Genomic DNA, 16965 nt, shown 5'->3' on the forward strand with positions numbered 1-16965 from the left:
GGCCGAATGCGTGGATTGGCCATGCCAGCGCCTATTCTTGATTCTGTGACGCACGCCAGATTACGATCGGATTTCAGTCGCAAACAGCAAGGGAGAACACCATGCCAGCAAGCACTGTTTCTTACGGCGGGTTTGAGATCGTCGCGTCTGCGCAGACCAACCCGCTCGGCGCATGGGTCGCAGCCGTCAGTCTGAAGGACAGCGCGGGAAAGGTCGTCGAGCTTCGTCCCATGACCGTTCAACCCGAATGGCTGACCGAAGAAGAAGCGCTTAGAGACGCATTCGAATGGGGACGACGGTACGTCGATCACGAGTTCCACACGCCGGAAACGCATTCGTGGATTGCGGAGCGTCGCCGCGCGGAGGTCTGGTTTCGCGGTGTGGAAGAGAAATCGCAAGGCCCTGAGATCAGCGTGTAACGCCGGCTGTCGATTCATCAAAAGCAATCGGTGTGCGCCCGTCACGCAAGCGGCGGCGCATGCCGCGTCGGCATGTCGTTGCACAGCATTCAATGTGATATTGAAAACTCGCCCCTTCGTCCGCTAGCGCCGATGTGGCATCGTGAACGCAGCGGTGAGTCCTTCGTCGCCCCCCCGTCGACAGGCAAAACCCCCCCTCCCCGACGCAGCATTGTCAATTCCGGCGGCACAGGTAGCCCTTAACACCAGTGAGGACCAATTTGTCACAAGCGAATATCCCGAGCAGCAGAGATGAACTGATAGCCAGATGTCTGCCTTTTCTCGAAGAGGTCAAGGACCTGACCACCGGCAACGAGGTCGAACGGTGGCTCAATGACAAATACGGCACGTCGAGCGAGTTCTATCAGGATCTGAAACGGCTGATTACGATCGGCGTAGTGGAGGAAGGCTGGGCGGCCAACGTCGAGATATCCGGACGCAGGTACCGGCGCGCACGTCTTGTCGACCCTTCAGAACAGACCTTTGGGTTCAGCATTACCGCGGTCTATATGGACAGCACCGGTAACGATCAGAACAACCCCGAGGGAAGCTTCCGGGGCGACTATCACGCTCATCCCTATGGCGAATTCAACATGGTGGTGTCGCTAAACGAAGGTGCAGCCCTCGCCGGTCCGAACGGCTGGTGTTACGGCGGATGGACCGCACCGGCGCCGGGCAGTCATCATTATCCGGAAACAAAGGGCGGTGCCATTATCGCCCTGTTTTTTCTGCCTGCCGGGCGCATTGCGTACAACGTCAAGGCACCAGACGCACACTGATCAACTGATCATGTTCAGGACCTGCCGTTTGCGGCATGTCCTGCGCTCCCGCCGCATCGACACCCGCTTGCTCACGACACGCATGGGGCGATAAGCCTGCGGCATGCCGTGCGGGACCCGTTGCAAACAGGACCGGCTAGCTTCCCACCTGTCTGCTGATATCGAGTATCTGGGCCCGCAGCCACTGCAGCGCCGGATCGTGCGTATTTCTTCCATGCCACACCGCCCTGACCGCAGCCTCCGGAGACGGATACGGCGTCGCCTGCGTCTTTAGCGCGCCGTCGCGCTCAAACTCGTGTCCCAATGGAGACGGCACGATGGCAAACATTTCGCTGTCACGCAGCAAGGCGGGAATCGCCAGCGAATGAGCCACTGCGACCCTCAGCCGTGGTCGCGCCAATCCCTCTGGAAAGGCATCTTCCAGTGCTTGCCGGTCGAACATTTCCGATTGTCGCGCCAGACCGCGCTCAACGATAAAGCCGCTCACGGCCCCCTCTTCCGCACCGCCAAGCGAGACGGCGACGAGTGGGTAGTGCAACAGGTCGTCGTGAGTGACGGCCCGCTTGCCGACGGGATGATCCTGCCGCATCACCAGCACGTCTCGCTGTTGCCACACCATCATCGACTGAAAGCGCGCGGGGACTTCCGCAAAAATGCCGATGGCGATATCAATTCTGCCAATGTCGATCTGCCCGGCCAGATCCAGCCGCGTGGAAGGCCGTATCACGAGGTTGACCATCGGAGCTTCTACGGCAAGTCTCTGACTGAGACGGCCGAGCAGCAGCATCGTGATGTAGTCGTTTGCCGCGACGACGAACTCTCGTTCGGCAACGTCGGGCCGAAACGGCTCGTCGCCTAGCGCCGCCTGAATCTGGTGGAGTGCGTTGCGCACTGGGGCCGCCATTGCGACTGCGCGTGCTGTCGGCTCCATCCCTTTCGAGGTCCGCACGAACAGGTCATCCTCAAGCGCATCGCGCAGCCGCCCTAGCGCATGACTAATAGCGGACTGGCTAAGATTCAGCCGCTTTCCGGCAAGGACCAGATTGCGGTCCTCGAAGACCGCGTCGAACACGCGCAAGAGATTGAGGTCAATGCGCCCGAGGTTCATATTTTTGACAGGTCAGGGTTGCAGTCGAGTCATTTTACTCGTCCATCTCGACACGCACGCCTCATCCGGCCTTCGCGCGACGCATGTCCGCGAACGTCTTGAAGCACCTGTCGCAGTGAGGCCGCCACTGCACTGCTGAGTCGATCTCGCCTTAAGCGTCCTGACTATCGGGATATTTTCTCGAGCTCGAGGCCGTTCGTACGCGGCCCCATCAAGCCGATTGCCAGCATGACGATCAGCATGGCCCCGGCGATAAACACGAACACCCCCGTCGTGCCGAAACTCTTCAGCACAGCCGCAATCAGAAACGCCGTGAAGATCGCCGAGAAGCGGCTCCATGAATACACGAAACCCACCGCGCGCGCCCGGATGCTGGTCGGAAACAGTTCCGACTGATACGCGTGGAAGCTGTACGACATGATGTTATTGGCAAGCGTCAAACCAATCCCAAGACTTACCAGCAACACGGCGCCTGCGGCCTGGCTGAACCACAACCCGCACACAATATTGGCGGCCGCCATCACGACGATCACCGTCTTGCGTTCGAAACGGTCGCCAATGAAAAGGCCGATCACGGGTCCAAGCGGCGCGGCTAGCGCAATCACGCTCGAGTACATGAGGCTCGTGGTGATGGTGATGCCCTGCTTGATCAGCAGCGTCGGCACCCAGTTCGCAAAACCATAGAAGCCGACTGTCTGAAACACATTGAAGATCGTCATCATCACCGTGCGATTACGATACGGGGGCACCCACATGTCGCGGAACCGGCCGCGCGGCGCAACCGGCATGGGCGGTGCAGGCGGCGGCAAATCGCGCCCATATTCGCTGCGCACTTTCGCTTCGAGCGCGCTCATGACGCGGTCAGCTTCGGCAAGCCGCCCTTGTTGCGCGAGCCAGCGCGGACTTTCCGGCAACGCACGACGGATCCACCAGACGAACAGCGCGCCATGCGCGCCGATCAGTACCACCCAGCGCCAGCCGTCGAGTCCGAACGGCGCATGGGGCACCAGCAGATACGAGAGAAACGCCACCACCGGCACGGCCATGAAACCGACCGCCTGTTCGCAGGCAAACGCGCGGCCGCGAATCTGCTTGGGGACCAGCTCGGAGATGTATGTGCCGATTGTCACCAGCTCTACGCCGATGCCAAGGCCCGCGAGAAAACGCCAGACATTAAGGCCCGTTGCAGTTTCCTGAAACGCCATCACCACGTTGGCCACGGTGTACCACAACAGCGAATAGGTGAAGACCGCACGCCGTCCGAAACGGTCAGCCAGAAAACCACAAGCGATCGTGCCGATGAACAGACCCGCGAACAACGCCGCGATAAAGCTCGCGACGCCCGTGGTGCCGAACAGGCCGTGCGTAGTCGCCGTCAACAGGCCGCTTTTGACGAGGCCCGGTGCAACGTAACCGCTATAAAGCAGATCGTAGAGTTCGAAGAAAAAGCCGAGGCTCAGCAAGACGACGAGCTTCCATACGGAGCGCGTGGCCGGCAGACGGTCCAGACGCGCGGAAATCGTACCGGCGTCGAGGGCCACGGCGCTGGAACCCGGCGCGCCTTGTCCGGCACCCTGCGTGGCGCCATTTGCGCCCGCACCGGACCGGTGCGCGACGGGGCCGCCTTGATCGGGGGTGGTCATGGAGTCTCCTTGTGTCCTCTTGGGGGTATTTCAGGCCGCTCCTGCGACGGCTGCCGTGCTGGGCATGCGCAGCGCGGCACTGCGCGCAAGGCCCGGCCAGCATTCTAGCTGCGTGAGGCCTGCAACGGTTCGATGCCGGCATTATTTCCGCCCCGCCGTCGCACATCGACAGCATCCCCTGGCGCAGCCCGGATCGCCGCGGTACCCTGCATTTTTTGCAGCATGCCGCCCTGGAGGCGGCGGCAGTCGTCATCGAACGAAACGCCGTGTTGCAAATTCGCGGGAACGTCTCGCGCGGGCATGGATCGATACGCGGGAGAGGCGCACGGCTGGCGCGCTTGCCGCGCCGACGATCGCGAAACCGTGCGCAGCAACACGGACGCGAAGCTGTCGTCACCCTGACAATCCCAGGCACATGACGGGTCTTTGCCCGGGCAGACCAAGAAGAGGGAAAACACGATGAATATGCGCACAAACGAATTCACCGCCCGCGCCACGCAAGCCGGGCTCGAATGGTGGCGCAGCGCGGTGATCTATCAGATCTACCCGCGCTCTTTCGCCGACGCCGATGGCGACGGCATCGGCGATCTGCCGGGCATCACGTCGAAGCTGCCGTATCTGGCGCGCCTCGGTACCGACGCGATCTGGCTCTCGCCGTTCTATCGCTCGCCGCAAGCCGATGCGGGCTATGACGTGGCGGACTATCGCGTCGTGGACCCGCTGTTCGGCACGCTGGACGATTTCGATCGCATGCTGCACAAGGCGCATGAATACGGCATGAAGGTGATCGTCGATCTCGTGCCCAATCACACATCGGACGAACACACGTGGTTCCAGGCCGCGCTGAACTCGCCGCCGGGCAGCGCCGCACGCGCGCGTTATCTGTTTCGCGACGGCCGCGGCGCGCACGGTGAATTGCCGCCTAACAACTGGCAGAGCGTATTCGGCGGCAATGCATGGTCGCGTGCGCCCGGTGACTCGCAATGGTATCTGCACCTGTTCGATCGCCGGCAGCCGGATCTGAACTGGGATGATCCGGAGGTCCGCGCGGAATTCGAAGACGTGTTGCGGTTCTGGCTCGATCGTGGCGTCGACGGCTTTCGCGTCGACGTCGCGCACGGTCTCATCAAGGCAGCCGGGTTGCCTGACTGGAGCGGCCAGACCGCCATGGTGGAAGGCACCGACGCTGCCGGCGACGAAGCCCACGCCGCTAGCGCCAACCCCGGCCCCATGTGGGACCAGGAAGGTGTGCACGAGATTTATCGGAGCTGGCGCCGCGTGCTGGACGCCTATCCCGGCGAGCGGATGATGGTGGCTGAAGCGTGGATTGCGCCGCCGTCGCGGCTCGTGCGCTACATCCGCCGGGACGAAATGCAGCAGGCGTTCAATTTCGACTACCTGCTCGCGCATTGGGACGCGGCGGAGTTCAGACAGGTCATCGATGTTTCGCTAGCGGCCTCGGCAAGTGTTGGCGCACCGACCACCTGGGTGATGTCCAATCACGATTCGGTGCGCCACACGACGCGCTATGGCTTGAGCAAACCCGGGGCACGCCCCAAGGGCATCGACGCGGCTGGCGAGCAGCCGGACGAAGCCGCAGGCTTGCGGCGCGCCCGCGCCGCCGCATTGCTTACGCTCGCGCTGCCGGGCTCGGCCTACATCTATCAGGGCGAGGAACTGGGCTTGCCGGAGCATACGACGCTCGCCGCGAAGTATCGGCAGGACCCGGCGTTTTTCCGCACCGAAGGCGCTGAAATCGGCCGCGACGGCTGCCGCGTGCCGCTACCCTGGAAGGCGGACGCGCCCGCTTTCGGCTTCGGTCCAAGTGCAAAGAGCTGGCTGCCGCAGCCCGATGCGTTCGCACGCTATGCAGTGGACCGGCAGGAAGGTGTCGACGGCTCGACGCTCGAACTGTATCGACTGCTGTTGCAATTGCGGCGCGAATACGGACTCGGTGCGGGTGAAGTCAAGTGGCAACCGTCCGGCTCGCCGGATGTGCTGGTGTTCGACAACGGCCGCGTACGTGCCGTCATCAACCTGGGTATGCAAGCGGCGGCGCTGCCTGCTGGTCACATGATGGTGTCGAGCGAGCCGCTGGACGTGAAGGGCCAGTTGCCCGCCAACACCGCGGCATGGTTGTCTCTACCGTGAGCGTGCCAATCAGAATGTAGCCAGGATCAACGTCATCTGGCCGCCTGCGGCGAAATCGCCGCAGGCGGATCGGCGCAACAATGCCCGGCACCCTGGCAGTTCTTCATCGTTCCCAAGGCGTGGCGCTGGACTGCGTCGTTTGTCTGTCATAGCGTTGCAGCGCTTCGCGCACTCTGCCTGCTTCGATTTCCTCGTCGTCTGCCAGCGCCTTCAATGCGGCGATCACAATCGACGCGCGGTCCACTTCGAAGAATTCGCGCAGCGCCTCGCGCGTATCGCTGCGCCCGAAGCCGTCGGTGCCCAGCGTGACGTAACGGCGCGGCACGTAGGCGCGAATCAGTTCCGGCACCGCGCGGACGTAATCGGTTGCGGCGATCACAGGCCCCTTCGACGCCGCAAGCGCCGTTGTCACATACGGCTCGCCCGCTGCCTCACCAAGACGCGCGCCACGCTCGGCGGCCATGCCGTCGCGCTGCAATTCGGTGAAGCTGGTCACGCTCCACACCGCAGCCTCGATGCCCCAATCGGCCGCCAACATCCGCTGTGCGGCGAGCACTTCGCCAAGGATCGCGCCAGCGCCGAGCAATTGCACGCGGGCCGTTGCTTTCAATCCGGAAGACAGCGGATAAATCCCCTTCAGAATCCCTTCGCGCAAAACCTGTGCATCGCCTTGCGGCGCCGACGGCTGCGCGTAGTTTTCGTTCATCACCGTCACGTAATAGAACACGTCGCGCTGCCGCTCGACCATCTCGCGCATGCCCTCGTCGAGGATCGCCGCTACTTCATACGCAAATGCCGGATCGTAAGCACGGCAATTCGGAATCGTCGATGCCGCCAGGTGGCTCGCGCCATCCTGATGCTGCAAACCCTCGCCGCCCAAGGTCGTCTTGCCCGAGGTCGCGCCAATCAGGAACCCGCGTGCGCGCTGATCCGCGGCAGCCCAGATGATGTCGCCGATGCGCTGAAACCCGAACATCGAGTAATAGATGTAGAACGGCAGCATAGGCAGATCGTGCACGCTGTACGAAGTCGCCGCCGCGATCCACGACGACACCGCGCCTGCTTCCGAGATACCCTCTTCAAGAATCTGCCCCTTGGTGTCTTCGCGGTAGTACAGCATCGAACCGAGATCCTCCGGTTCATACAGCTGCCCAAGCGGCGAATAGATGCCGACCTGGCGGAACATGTTGGCCATGCCGAAGGTACGCGCCTCGTCGGCGACGATCGGTACCACGCGCGGGCCGATCTGCGCGTCCTTCAACAATGCGGTGAGCATGCGCACGAGCGCCATTGTCGTGGACATCTCACGGCCGCCCGCCTCCAGCGCGAATTGCGCCCAGGTCTGCATCGAAGGCACGGTCAGCCCCTTCGATGCGACTCTCCGCCTTCTGGGCAGATAGCCCCCGAGTGCCGCCCGGCGAGCATGCAGGTACTGCATTTCCGGGCTGTCTTCTGCTGGTTTGTAAAACTTCACCTGCTCGACGTCCTCGTCCGAGAGCGGCAAGCGGAAACGATCGCGAAACGCTTTCAGGTCATCGAAACCGAGTTTCTTTTGCTGGTGCGTCGTCATGCGTCCCTGGCCGGACGTGCCCAAGCCAAAGCCCTTCATGGTCTTCGCGAGAATCACCGTGGGCTGGCCGCGATGCGAAAGTGCCTTCGCGTAGGCTGCGTGCAGCTTGCGCACGTCGTGGCCGCCGCGCCGCAGACGGTCGATTTCCTCGTCGCTCAGCTGAGCGGCAAGCGCGGCAAGTTCCGGGTTCTGGCCGAAGAAGCGCTCGCGGTTGTAGGCACCGTCGTTTGCCGAGAAAGTTTGAAACTGGCCGTCCACCGTGTGAGCGAAGGCGCGCATCAATGCACCGGTTCGATCTCGCGCAAACAGCGCGTCCCAGTCCGAACCCCACACCACCTTGATGACGTTCCAGCCCGCGCCGTTAAAATGCGCTTCCAGTTCGTCGATGATGCGGCCATTGCTGCGCACCGGACCATCGAGCCGTTGCAGGTTGCAGTTGATCACGAACACGAGATTGTCGAGCCCCTCGCGCGCCGCCAGCGACAAGGCACCGATCGACTCGGGCTCGTCCATTTCGCCGTCACCGAAAAAGCCCCACACCTTGCGGCCTTCGGTCTGCGCGAGGCCGCGATTCTGCAAATAGCGCATGAAACGCGCCTGATAAATCGAGTTGATGGGACCAATGCCCATCGATCCGGTGGGAAATTGCCAGAAGTCCGGCATCAGCCAAGGATGCGGATACGAACACAAACCCGGCCCCGCGATCTCTCGGCGATAGTGCTGCAAATGCTCTTCGTTAAGGAATCCTTCAAGGTAGGCGCGCGCATAAACGCCCGGCGACGAGTGCGGCTGGAAGTAAACGAGATCGCCGCCGGAACCTTCGCCTGCCTGCGGATTCGAAGCCCGGAAGAAATGATTGAAGCCGACTTCGAACAGATCCGCGGCAGACGCATAGCTCGCAATATGTCCACCGAGTTCGCCGTACGCCTTGTTTGCGCGCACCACCATGGCGAGTGCATTCCAGCGCAACGCGGCGCCAAGCCGCTCCTCCAGTTCGAGATTGCCCGGGTAACGCGGCTGTTCGTCGAAGCCGACCGTATTGACGTACGGCGTGACGCGCATGCGGGACGATTCGACACCCAGCGCCAGCGCATGTGCCGCGAGCCGGTCGAACAGGTACTGCGCCCGGTCACGGCCGACGTGCGCGACGACGGCGTCCAGCGCCTCCAGCCATTCCGCAGTTTCTTCGGGGTCGCTATCTTCGTGACCGCGTTCAAGGGATCGCAACTGCAATGCACCGTTCGACAGATCCGTCATGGCACCACTCCCGCAAAGAGGCGTTCGGTTCATCAATGAGTGAATAGATGTTACCCACCTCACCGCAAAATAAGGCTCTCATTTGCTTGCCGTTCGCCATCCGGATAGTGTATTTATTCTGTGTACACCCTCAAATCCGGAATATTTCAACCATGACGACGCCACCGAAACGGCTCGATCGCATTGACATCGGGATTCTCAGCCAGTTGCAGCAGAACGCCCGCATCACCAATTCCGAGCTGGCGCGCGCTGTGAATCTGTCGCCCACGCCCTGCTTCAACCGGGTCCGTGCGCTGGAAAAGCTCGGTCTCTTCAAGCAGCAGGTGACGTTGCTGAACCCCGAACCGCTTGGGCTGCGAATCAACGTGTTCATTCAGGTGAGTCTGGAAAAACAGGTCGAAGAGGCGCTGCAGCGGTTCGAACAGGCCATCTCGGAGCGCCCCGAGGTGATGGAGTGCTATCTGATGACGGGCGACGCGGACTATCTGCTGCGCGTGGTGATGCCGGACATGCAAACGCTGGAGCGCTTCATCCTCGAACATCTGACGAAAATCCCAGGCGTGTCGAACATCCGCTCCAGCTTTGCGCTCAAGCAGGTGCGCTACAAAACGGCCTTGCCGCTGCCGTCGTCGGGACTCACGCTGATCGACCCCGATGATGTGTCGACCGACTGGCAGTGACGCTAGACGGGAAAACTCGTCGTCGAAAGAATTTCCTTCAACACCACGAACGTGCGGATCTGCCGGACGCCCGGCAGGTAGAGCAATTGTTCGGCGTGAAGGCGACTAAAGCTGTCGCTGTCTTTCGTGCGCACCAGCATGAAGTAATCGAATTCACCTGTCACGACGTGGCACTCCATACAACCCGAGACCTTTTGCGCGGCTTTTTCGAAGTCGGCAAAAGAGTCGGGCGTTGAGCGATCCAGCACCACACCGATCATCACCAGCATGCCGGCGTCCAGCGCCTTCGGGTTCAGCAGCGCCACCACGCCACGAATCAGCCCCATTTCCCTGAGCCGCTCGACACGCCGCAAACAGGCGGGCGCGCTCAGATTCACCTTGTGCGCCAGCGCGACGTTCGAGATGGACGCGTCGCGCTGCAGCTGTCGCAGGATGGCCCGATCGACGCGATCGATCTGCACGCCTGCCTGGTGTGCCTGCCCGGCAGGGCTACGAAATTTTCTTGCGGGCATGACCTGATCCAGGAAGTAAACGTAACTCAAACATACCACCTGCTTCAGGAAAGCCAGAATTGGTGAATATCTTCGCAACCCTGTTTCTTCGAAACTTTCTTACCATGTTCTTCACCGCAGCATCGGCGCCTCGCTCGAAGCGGGCTGATGGTTGAGGCACGACTCGATGCCGGCACACTCTCTACCACTGGAGGCTCGCATGAACCTGAAGAAATTCCCCCGTCATTCGCTCACGTTCGGCCCCACCCCCATTCAGGCGTTGCCGCGCCTCAGCAAACATCTGGGCGGCAAAGTGGAGTTGTACGCGAAGCGCGAAGACTGCAACAGCGGTCTGGCCTTCGGCGGCAACAAGACCCGCAAGCTCGAATACCTGATTCCCGAAGCGTTGGCGCAAGGGTGCGACACGCTGGTTTCGATTGGCGGCATTCAGTCGAATCAGACGCGCCAGGTGGCCGCGGTCGCCGCGCATCTGGGCATGAAATGCGTGCTCGTGCAGGAAAACTGGGTGAACTACTCGGATGCGGTGTATGACCGTGTCGGCAACATTCAGATGTCGCGCATCATGGGCGCGGACGTGCGCCTCGTCGAAGATGGTTTCGACATCGGCTTTCGCAAGAGCTGGGAAGACGCGCTCGAAAGCGTGCGCGAGGCCGGCGGCACACCGTACGCCATTCCGGCGGGATGTTCGGATCATCCGTTAGGCGGTTTGGGCTTTGTGGGCTTTGCGGAGGAAGTGCGGCAGCAGGAGGCCGAACTGGGTATCCGGTTCGACTATATCGTCGTGTGCTCCGTGACGGGCAGCACGCAAGCGGGCATGGTGGTCGGCTTCGCGGCCGATGGGCGCGCGGACCGCGTGATCGGCATCGACGCGTCGGCCAAACCTGCACAAACCCGCGATCAGATATTCCGGATTGCGAAGCAAACGGCTGGCAAGGTCGAGCTGGGACGCGATATCGTCGCCACGGATATTGTTCTCGACGAGCGCTACGGCGGCCCCGAATATGGTCTACCCAACGAAGGCACGATGGAAGCGATCCGTCTGTGCGCCAGACTGGAAGGCGTGCTGACGGACCCGGTGTATGAAGGCAAGTCGATGGCGGGCATGATCGACAAGGTGCGGCTTGGCGAGTTTCCAGCGGGCTCCAAGGTGCTCTATGCGCACCTCGGCGGAGTACCGGCGCTCAACGGATATAGCTTTCTGTTTCGCAACGGTTGACGCGCTTCAGACGGATGGGCGACGCAGGCGCGCCGGGCATCGATGTGCCGACGTGCCCGCTTGCCGTCAGGCGTGCGCGGAACCGACATGCGCCTTGAGCGCATCCACGAACACCCGCACCTTTGGCGCCGGATAACGTGCCGACGGAAACAGCGCATGAATGCCTGCCGCCGGCGCAGCCCAGTCCGGCAGCAGGCGCACCAGCCGCCCTGCCTCCACATCTTCGGCGACCGAGAAATTCGTCAGCGCGGCCACCCCGCCCCCCGCCAGCGTGGCCGCGCGGCAGCCGGTTGCGGTGTCGGCCAGGAAGCCCGTGCCAAAGCGCGCGGTCTGCTTCCTGCCGCCCTTGCTTTCGAGCAGAAGGACGAGCGGTTTGGGCAACACGGCATTGCCGACGAACGGTAGCGCTGTGACCGCCGCCAGCGTGGACGGCATACCCCACTTTGCGATGAAGTCCGGACTGGCGACCAGCCAGCGCGTAAAGCTGCCGATCTTCACCGCGTGATGACTCGAATCCGCCAGCCGCCCGATGCGAATCGCAACGTCGACGCCCTCGGCGACGAGATTCACCAGCCGATCGCTCGACATCAGTTCGATATGCAGCTCCGGATGCTGCTGCCGCAACGCGACAAGTACGGGCGCCACCACGATCGCGCCATAGTCGACCGGCGTGGCCACCCGCAAGGTGCCGCGCAATGTGCCGCCGCCTTCGAGCGCGAGGAGCGCCTCGTCGGCCACGTTGAGGATCTGCCGGCTCGCTTCATAGAAAGACCGACCGGCCTCCGTCACGCTCACCCGGCGCGTGGTGCGCACCAGCAGGCTCGCGCCCACTTCGGCTTCGAGCCTCTGCATGTGGGTACTGACCATGGTCTTGGCAATGCCCAGCCGGTCGGCCGCCGCCGTCAATGAACCGGCCTCCACGACCGCCACAAACACCCCCAGCCGGTTGAGGTTCACGTCGCTTGCGCTAGCCATCCGATTGTCCACTTTGAGAGGATAGAGTAACCGCGATTATCCATCTTCTCAGGCCTTACCGCGCGGCGTAATCTTGCTGCAACCGATTCATAAACAACTCGCATCCGGAGCCGTACATGTCTTCTGCAAAGCCCGCCCAGCCGATTCGCCTGCACACCACGCTGTTGTCCGGGCACGGTCATCGCGTCAAACTGTTTCTGACGCTGCTGGACCTGCCGTTCACGGTCGTCGAACTGAATATGAAGGCGGGCGACAATCGCACGCCCGAGTTTCTTGCGTTGAATCCGTTCGGTGAGGTGCCGGTGATCGAAGACGGCGATCTCGTGCTGAGCGATTCGAATGCGATTCTGGTGTACCTCGCGCGCAAATACGGCGACAAGTCGTGGCTGCCGGACGATCCGCTGGGCGCTGCGGCCGTACAGCGCTGGCTGGCGCTCGCTGCCGGCAAGATTGCGTACGGCCCATGCGCCGCGCGTCTTGTCACGCTGTTCGATGCGCCGCGCGACCTGCCGGCTGCGCAACAGATTGCCGCCGATCTGTTCAAGGTCCTCGACAACGAAATGCGCGACAAAACATTCGCAGTGGGCGACACGCCGACGATTGCCGACGTCGCCGCGCATTCGTATATCGCGCATGCGCCCGAAGGCGGCGTCTCGCTTGAACCGTATCCGCATCTGCGGGCGTGGCTCAAGCGCGTCGAAGCGTTGCCGCGCTTCGTGCCGATGCCTGCCAGCAAAGCCGGTTTGCTCGCCGAGTAAGATCGCGACGAGTGCCCGCTCATCATCCCGTTGAGCTATCGAGTCCATCATGTCCACTCCCGCTATTGCTCGTCCGCCTGGCTGGCGCGCCGTCGAATCGCCCTTTCATGCCGGCGAACTGGCCGCCCAGGAGCGAGCGGGTGTGCGTGAGCGTATGGATGTGGATGCCCGCCGCGGGATTCGCGACTACATGCCCGAGCAGCATCGCAAGTTCTATGCGGAGCAGCCGTTCATGGTGCTCGGCGGTGTGGACGAAAGCGGGCAGCCGTGGGCGTCGCTGCGGGTCGGTGCACCGGGTTTTGTTTCGACGCCCGATGAGCACACGCTACGCATCGCCGGGCGCGGTCTGGCGGGAGATCCCCTGGCGGGTGCATGGAAGGTCGGCGCGCTGGTCGGCGGACTTGGCATCCAGCCGGCCACGCGGCGGCGCAATCGGGTCAACGGCGTCGTCACCGCAATTGACGACAACGCGCTGACCGTTGCCGTCAGCCAAAGCTACGGCAACTGCGCGAAGTACATTCAGGGCCGCGCGCCTGTATTTGTCGAAGCAGCGGTGGATCAACATGCCGCACCGCTTGTCTCGACGACATTGAGCGACGAAGACCGTGCGCTGCTCGCACGCGCGGACACTTTTTTCATTGCCAGCGCCAATGCATCGAACGAGGCCGGCATGGGGCGCGGCGCCGACGTGTCGCATCGTGGCGGCGCGCCCGGCTTCATTCGCGTCGATGCCGACGGCACGCTCACCGTGCCTGATTTCAGCGGCAATCTCTTCTTCAACACCGTCGGGAACCTGACACTCGATCCGCGTGCGGGTCTGCTCCTGATCGACTTCGAAACCGGCGATCTGCTCTACCTCGCCGTGCATGCCGAGATCGTCTGGGAAGGTGCGGAACTGGCGTCGTTCGAAGGCGCCGAGCGGCTCCTGCGGTTTCATGTGCGTGGAGTGCGCCGTAGCCGAGGTGCGCTGCCGTTCCGCTGGTCGGCTGTGCAGTACGCGCCGCAGCTGGCGAAACTGGGCAGCTGGCCGGGAACAACGTCTAGCGTTGCTCCCGCGCCATGGCGCAAGCTGAGAGTGATCGACGTGCGCGATGAAACGCCCTCGGCACGCTCGTTCTATCTGCAATCCGCAGATGGCTCAGCATTGCCGCATTTCGAAGCGGGCCAGTTTCTGCCCATCCGTTTGCACGTGCCCGGTCTCGCCGCGCCGTTGCTGCGGACCTACACACTCTCCGATGCGGACCACGGCCGGCACTATCGGATTACCGTCAAGCGCGAAGGCGCAGCGTCGGCGTGGCTGCACGACCAGATCAAAGCCGGTATGGAGATCGAAGCGAAGGCGCCCACTGGCGCGTTCACCCTGGACAAAGCAAGCCCGCGCCCGGTGGTGCTGCTGTCAGCCGGCATTGGCATCACGCCGATGATCGCCATGCTGAACAGCTTGCTCGCCGAAACAGCCGAGCAGGGTCAAACGCGCGAGCATATCTACTTCATTCACGGCGCACGCGAATTCAGCGAGCATCCGTTCGCGGAACAACTGCGTGCTGCCGCCGGGGCGCACGCAAATGTGTCGGTGCATCTGCTCGACAGCCGTCCTGCGCAAGCCAATGTGTCGGGTACGACAGGACGCGTCGACATCGATTATCTGAAACGCGTGCTGCCCTTTGGCGACTACGACTTCTATTTGTGCGGTCCTGGCGCGTTCATGCAGGATCTCTATAACGGTCTGCGCGCGCTCAACATCGCAGATGAACGGATTCGCTTCGAGGCGTTCGGACCGGCAAGCGTCAAACGTGGTGGGGAAAAAGGTGATGCCGCCGCGCCGGTGCAACCGGCTGCCGTACGCAAGGACGCAGCACAGTCCACCAAGGTGGTGTTTATGCGGACGCAGCGCGAGGCGTTGTGGTCAAAGGAAGACGGCAGCCTGCTGGATTTTGCCGAAGCAAATGGCGTCACCGCGCCGTCCGTGTGCCGCTCCGGCGTATGCGGCACCTGTTCGACGCGGCTGCTATCCGGCAACGTCAGCTACCCGGTGCCGTGCGAAGCGCCGATCGAACCCGGGCACGCGCTGATTTGCAGCGCGATACCAGCGAAGACGGGTACAGGCGACGCTTCGACGGTGGTGCTGGATCTGTAGCGTGACAGACGATGCATCACCCGCAGAGATGTCGAGCTACCTGTCGCGCCGTTAAACCGCGACGGCAGGCAACCTCAACAGGTCGCGCGCTTGCGCCGCCGTGGCCACCGGCCGTCCGTACTCCCCGCATAAGGTCGCCACGCGCGCAACCAGCTGTGCATTGCTACTGGCAAGCGTCTCCTTGTCCCAGCGCACGTTGTCTTCGAGACCGGTGCGGCAGTGGCCGCCCATCTGCAGCGTCCAGTGATTGACCTCGAGCTGATGACGCCCGATTCCCGCCGCGACCCATGTGGCATCCGGCAGCAAGCTTTTAAGCTGCTCTACCTCGAACTCGAGAATCTCGCGGCGCGCCGGTAACGCGTTTTTCACGCCCATCACGAACTGCACATGCACGGGCGATTTGAGCAGCCCTTGCTGGACGAGATCCGCAGTGCTGTAGAGCATCGCCAGATCGAAAACCTCGATTTCCGGTTTGACGCTGTGATCGAGCATCATCTTTGCCAGCGAGCGGACGAAGTCCGGTGGATTTTCATAAACCGTGGTCGGAAAGTTAACCGAGCCTGTCGCGAGCGAAGCCATATCCGGGCGCAGGTCGAGCATGGCGCCGCGCTGCTCGAATGAGCGGCCGCGTCCGCCCGTCGAAAACTGGATGATGATGTCCGGGCAGTGCCGGCGAATGCCTTCCTGAAGCTTCGCAAAGCTCGTGCGATCGGAGCTGGAGTTTTCCTGCTCGTCGCGCACGTGCAGATGAACCAGCGACGCGCCAGCCTCATAAGCTTCGTGAGTACTTTCGACCTGCTCGGAAATCGTGACCGGCACGGCCGGATTATCCTTCTTGCGCGGCACCGAACCTGTGATCGCGACCGAGATGATGCAGGGCTGGGCCATAGTGACACTCCGCATTCGTCGTCAGAGCCGGGTTGCCTGGATGGCATCCGTCGTGAACCGCGCGTCCGGCAAACAGACAACGCACTGTCCAGTCATTCAGTGTAGGTCAATCGGGAGGAGGAAAGCGCTGACGACCGATGTGCAATTGCAGCGGCGCGGTGCGATGCGGCGCGGTACTCGCGTGCAGAGTCAACGAGGCAGCATGCGGGAGAGGAATGCTGGCATGCTCCACCGGACACGCGGCGCGGTGTGCGAGAAGAGGAAAAGATGAAGCGGGGTGAGACCAACCGTGCGCGCTGATGCGCTTCAATACCCTCAGCCAGATGCCGATTCAACAGAAGAAAGCGCCACCGCTGCAGACGGGCGCAGCCAGCATGGACCGGTGCAGACGACATGGACGCATCGTGCAGACACTGAGCAGCGCGCCTCTCGCGGCCTGCGGCCGCCGTGGCTTAATTCGGGCGGCGATACGATTCAGCAATGATTGCGCACGTTTGCAGATGCAGTTGCAGTGCATAGCGAGCCGCGGCTACGACGCGGGCAAAGAAGCTGTTGAGGGTGGAAGCTGAAGTGGTAGTAATGTCGCTCATGGCAAACTCCTGTTCGAAGCTAGGGTGAACTACCTAGGTAATAACCCTATTATAGGCCAATCTTGCGGCACCGCAACACGTCAAATTAATTTTCTTTCATGTCGTAGTCGATGCTCCCTGCTTTCAACGCCGAAAGCCTGCCCCCAAATGGGGCACGCCAACGCGGCCTGATGATGTCCCTGCCCTCGGCATCTTGCAGTCAGAACTCACGCGGAGCAGCGGCAAACAAATTCGCTCAAGCTT

Annotated in this window: 14 protein-coding genes; 7 read left to right on the top strand and 7 right to left on the bottom strand. The window is 62.2% G+C overall.

Going from position 1 to position 16965, the window contains the following annotated elements; all coding sequences use genetic code 11:
- Positions 1-101: 101 nt before the first annotated feature.
- Together VGH41_RS07735 and VGH41_RS07740 are read left to right on the top strand one after the other, a co-directional pair.
- The gene (locus VGH41_RS07735; protein WP_331596779.1) at positions 102-419 is read left to right on the top strand and encodes a DUF6566 family protein; all 318 of its coding nucleotides are present in this window, start codon (positions 102-104) and stop codon (positions 417-419) included.
- A 260-nt stretch (positions 420-679) separates the two neighbouring features.
- Positions 680-1237 carry a DUF4863 family protein gene (locus VGH41_RS07740; RefSeq protein ID WP_331596780.1) on the top strand — a complete coding sequence of 186 codons (558 nt, stop codon included), beginning with the start codon at positions 680-682 and terminating at the stop codon, positions 1235-1237.
- 136 nt (positions 1238-1373) lie between these two features.
- Here the strand turns inward: VGH41_RS07740 and VGH41_RS07745 are convergent, their stop codons facing one another.
- Both VGH41_RS07745 and VGH41_RS07750 read right to left on the bottom strand, forming a co-directional pair.
- Positions 1374-2345, bottom strand: a complete 972-nt coding sequence (locus VGH41_RS07745; protein ID WP_331596781.1) for a LysR substrate-binding domain-containing protein — start codon at positions 2343-2345, stop codon at positions 1374-1376.
- A gap of 164 nt (positions 2346-2509) precedes the next feature.
- A complete protein-coding gene (locus tag VGH41_RS07750) occupies positions 2510-3988 on the bottom strand; it encodes an MFS transporter (protein ID WP_331596782.1) in 1479 nt (492 codons plus the stop codon).
- 459 nt (positions 3989-4447) lie between these two features.
- On the opposite strand from VGH41_RS07750, the gene VGH41_RS07755 reads away from it, so the two are divergent.
- Entirely contained in the window at positions 4448-6139 is a 1692-nt protein-coding gene (locus VGH41_RS07755; protein ID WP_331596783.1) for a glycoside hydrolase family 13 protein, read from the top strand.
- Between the two features lie 103 nt (positions 6140-6242).
- Here VGH41_RS07755 and mdeB read toward each other — a convergent pair whose 3' ends face one another.
- Positions 6243-8966 (bottom strand): alpha-ketoglutarate dehydrogenase, encoded by a 2724-nt coding sequence (mdeB, locus tag VGH41_RS07760; protein ID WP_331596784.1) that lies wholly within the window; start codon positions 8964-8966, stop codon positions 6243-6245.
- Between the two features lie 152 nt (positions 8967-9118).
- Here mdeB and VGH41_RS07765 point away from each other — a divergent pair, with 152 nt between their 5' ends.
- The gene (locus VGH41_RS07765) at positions 9119-9646 is read left to right on the top strand and encodes an Lrp/AsnC family transcriptional regulator (protein ID WP_331596785.1); all 528 of its coding nucleotides are present in this window, start codon (positions 9119-9121) and stop codon (positions 9644-9646) included.
- 2 nt (positions 9647-9648) lie between these two features.
- On the opposite strand, the gene VGH41_RS07770 is transcribed toward VGH41_RS07765, so the two are convergent.
- Positions 9649-10158, bottom strand: a complete 510-nt coding sequence (locus VGH41_RS07770; protein WP_331596786.1) for an Lrp/AsnC family transcriptional regulator — start codon at positions 10156-10158, stop codon at positions 9649-9651.
- Between the two features lie 199 nt (positions 10159-10357).
- On the opposite strand from VGH41_RS07770, the gene VGH41_RS07775 reads away from it, so the two are divergent.
- Positions 10358-11374: a 1-aminocyclopropane-1-carboxylate deaminase gene (locus VGH41_RS07775; protein ID WP_331596787.1), complete on the top strand. Its 1017-nt coding sequence runs from the start codon at positions 10358-10360 to the stop codon at positions 11372-11374.
- Between the two features lie 66 nt (positions 11375-11440).
- Here the strand turns inward: VGH41_RS07775 and VGH41_RS07780 are convergent, their stop codons facing one another.
- The gene (locus VGH41_RS07780; RefSeq protein ID WP_331596788.1) at positions 11441-12349 is read right to left on the bottom strand and encodes a LysR family transcriptional regulator; all 909 of its coding nucleotides are present in this window, start codon (positions 12347-12349) and stop codon (positions 11441-11443) included.
- Positions 12350-12465: 116 nt separating this feature from the next.
- Here VGH41_RS07780 and VGH41_RS07785 point away from each other — a divergent pair, with 116 nt between their 5' ends.
- A complete protein-coding gene (locus VGH41_RS07785) occupies positions 12466-13107 on the top strand; it encodes a glutathione S-transferase (RefSeq protein ID WP_331596789.1) in 642 nt (213 codons plus the stop codon).
- Between the two features lie 49 nt (positions 13108-13156).
- Positions 13157-15244, top strand: coding sequence for a pyridoxamine 5'-phosphate oxidase family protein (locus tag VGH41_RS07790; RefSeq protein ID WP_331596790.1), 2088 nt, complete (start codon positions 13157-13159; stop codon positions 15242-15244).
- A gap of 51 nt (positions 15245-15295) precedes the next feature.
- On the opposite strand, the gene VGH41_RS07795 is transcribed toward VGH41_RS07790, so the two are convergent.
- Both VGH41_RS07795 and VGH41_RS07800 read right to left on the bottom strand, forming a co-directional pair.
- A complete protein-coding gene (locus VGH41_RS07795) occupies positions 15296-16132 on the bottom strand; it encodes a 3-keto-5-aminohexanoate cleavage protein (RefSeq protein WP_331596791.1) in 837 nt (278 codons plus the stop codon).
- 452 nt (positions 16133-16584) lie between these two features.
- Entirely contained in the window at positions 16585-16722 is a 138-nt protein-coding gene (locus VGH41_RS07800; RefSeq protein ID WP_331596792.1) for a hypothetical protein, read from the bottom strand.
- Positions 16723-16965: the final 243 nt, after the last annotated feature.

It is taken from the genome of Paraburkholderia sp., from assembly GCF_036488795.1.
In the GTDB taxonomy this organism is placed as follows: Bacteria; Pseudomonadota; Gammaproteobacteria; order Burkholderiales; family Burkholderiaceae; genus Paraburkholderia.